We start from the raw sequence: 3,414 nt of genomic DNA on the forward strand, positions 1-3,414 counted from the left end.
TGGCATTCATTAAGAGTTCCCACTCTTTCCTGGCCTGTTTACTCGCGCTGCCTTTATTCCCAAATTTGGCGTTTGCAGAAGTCCAGGCAAAGAAGCCTATCACCAGTTACAGCGAACTGATTCTCTCTGACAAGCCAGTGGTTTACTGGAGCTTTGACCAGAACTCAACAGCGGGTTTTCCCAGCGTCGGTGCTGACCTCAAAGGGAAACAGAAAACAACCGAGCCACTGACGGCTCAGTTGCAGGGTCGAAAAGTAACAACCTCAACCGGTCCCAGACCATCTGAATTTCCGCTGTTTAAACCAGAGAATCAAGCTGCAGAATTCAAAGCGGGAGCCGGGTACCTCCGTGTAGTTGATCCAGGCGAGAAAAGCGTTCTCGATTTTACCGCCGGCGATTCGATCACCCTTGAAGCGTGGGTCAATCCGAACTCCACACAAACCGGAAAATACAGCTATATCATCGGTAAAGGCCGTACGAATCGAAAGGGAGTCGCACACGATAATCAGAATTACGGCCTGAGACTTGCCGGTTCTGACATCAGTTTTCTGTTTCGTGGACAACCAGATAAAAAAGATGCCAAACCGGACTATCATCGTTGGACTTCAAAGGGCGCGGGAATCAGTGCTTACAATTGGCATCATATCGCTGTGACCTACACGTTTGGAAAAAAGAAAAGCTTAAAAGCATACGTTGATGGTCGGGACATTTCCGGTACGTGGGATATGGGCGGCGATACTACAATCGCTCCGGTTGTGGATAATGATGAAGTCTGGCTTGGTTCTTCCATGGGCGGTTCAGCTAACAGCTCCTTCGATGGTCGAATGGATGAAGTCGCCATCTATCGCACCGCGCTCTCGGCAAAACAGGTTACCGCCCACTTTAAATATGTCGCACCTAAACCCCGCATCGATTGGACTGCCGTTCCCAGCGATCGGGTTCAAGTAGATGTGTTTGAAGGTGTTCCCAACCGAAAGTCATGGACTTTCCGTCCACCCCGTTTTTCAGAATCAATTACTCAGCCGCATTTTGCACTGATCCAAATTCCCTTTAAATATTCAAACCAGGGATTAAGAATAGATCGTTCCGGGCCCTTTTTGATTCGGGCGCTCTCCCATGTTACGATTCCCAAAGGAAAAAAACGAATTCTGGTTCGTGCCCGTAATGCGTCGCGGCTTTATATCGATGAAAAATTAGTCGCAGAAACCGGGTTCCACAAAATATCCGGCAGCGCACACGGCAAGGTATTTGATGTAGATCGCAGTCTAGCACCGAATATTCGCCCATTGCATCGTGGTGATCAGGAAAAGGTGATTGAATTCACGGGAGATGGCAAACCGCATCGTGTTCGCTTTGAGATGTTTGTCGGTGGTTTTGGTCATCGGCCCGATCTAGGTGAGACGGCAATTTTCATCGGTGATCCCGGTAAAGATTTTCAATTGCTTTCAAGTAACGATGAAGTCGTCTGGTTGACCGATGATAGTTGGTTAGAGTTTGAGCGAAAATTCCGCCACGCTCAAATTGCCATCAATGCACAACGTCGGCAGAATTCAACGACGAAAGAAGACAAATACTGGGAGTGGCGCCATCAACTCGCTAAACGGGAAATTCACAAACAACCCCAGTCCAAAGTGCCAACAGCTGTCTCAGGTTTACGTGCCAATAATGCCATTGATCATTTTATCAATCAGCGTCTGGCAAAAGAGAAAGTGACTCAGTCTCCATTGCTGAACGATCTTGCCTTTCTTCGCCGCTTGTCCCTCGATACAACGGGAACCGTGCCTTCGCCGGATTTGATTCAGGCTTATCTGGCTGATAATCCGGAAACACGCCGCGCCAATGCCATCACACGTTTACTCAACGATCCCGGCTGGGCAGATAACTGGGTCGGATATTGGCAGGACGTATTGGCCGAGAACCCGAATGTCATCAAACCGACCTTGAACAATTCAGGACCGTTTCGCTGGTGGATTCATGAATCCTTTTACGATAACAAACCTTTTGACCGCTTCCTCACCGAACTGGTCATGATGGAAGGCAGCAAATATTTTGGTGGTCCCGCCGGTTTTGAAATGGCTTCGCAAAACGACGCACCCATGGCGGCAAAAGCACATATTGTGGGCCAGGCATTTCTCGGATTGAATATGAAATGCGCTCGCTGTCATGATGCACCCTTTCATGACTTTAAGCAGCGCGATTTATTCAGCTTGGCAGCCATGCTCAAGCGGTCTCCGCAGGGAGTTCCCAAAACCAGCTCGGTCCCGGGCTTTGATTCGAAATCGAATTCGATGCTGATTGCAGTGACATTATTACCCGGCGCAAACGTAATGCCGAAATGGACGTTTGAAGAACTGATCAAGCCCGGTAAATTCCCCGAAAACTATCTGCGTTCTTCCAAAGATACCCGCGAACAGTTGGCAGCCATTATAACGTCTCCCCGGAACGAACGTTTTGCAAACGTGATTGTAAACCGCGTCTGGAAGCGCTATCTCGGTCAGGGACTGGTGGAACCCGTCGATGACTGGAGTGGTCAGACGCCTTCGCATCCCGAGTTACTCAAATACCTTTCACAACAGTTTGTCATTCACGGTTACGATTTCAAAACTCTGGCACGTTCGATTTTTGAATCGGACCTTTACCAGCGACAGGCGACGACCGACGTCAGCAAAATTGAAACACTCGTTGATGCGACCTATAATTTTGCTTCACCGGTATTACGCCGCATGGAAGCGGAACAAATTGTGGATTCGATGTTTTCGATTTGCGGCAAGCCTCTGGATGCTGGGCGAATGTGTATCGACCTCGATGGTGCATTGAATTATCCCACCGCCCTTGATCTGGGATCACCGCGTCGTGCCTGGGAATTTACAACTCCATCTAATGAACGTGATCGTCCCAGTTTGGCGCTCCCCTTTGGTCAGCCTTTTATCACTTTGCTGAAAACATTTGGCTGGCGGGATACAAGGCAGAATCCAATGAGCGTTAGAGAGTATACTTCGACCGCATTACAGCCGGCGATTCTTGCCAATGGAGTCGTAGGAAAACGATTCACACGACTTTCAGATGACAGCGATTTCACAAAACTTTCATTGCAGGATCAGCCTGTTGAAGAGTTAATTGCAAAGACCGTCATGAAAACACTCACCCGCGAACCGACTGACAGTGAAAGGGAGATGTTTGTCGATTTACTACAGCCCGGATATGCGGATCGCGTTAACAAGGATGCAAAAATTGTCCATCGCAAACCGTTACCAGTCAATCTGGTGGGTTGGTCGAACCATTTAAGCTCGCGGGCAAACGAAATTAAGGTTGAACTTGAACATGCGATTCAAGAGGGAGATCCACCAACACAACGCCTCAAAGAAGACTGGCGCAATCGATATGAAGATGTACTCTGGACACTCTTGAATTCAC

The 3,414-nt window shown here is 48.6% G+C and carries 1 protein-coding gene; it reads left to right on the forward strand.

What is annotated here, in order from left to right; translation table 11 throughout:
- Nucleotides 1-3,414: DUF1553 domain-containing protein (locus Q0668_RS25595; RefSeq protein WP_298869404.1), on the forward strand; the 3,414-nt coding region annotated here is incomplete at both ends.

Source organism: uncultured Gimesia sp., assembly GCF_937910335.1.
Taxonomy (GTDB): Bacteria; Planctomycetota; Planctomycetia; order Planctomycetales; family Planctomycetaceae; genus Gimesia.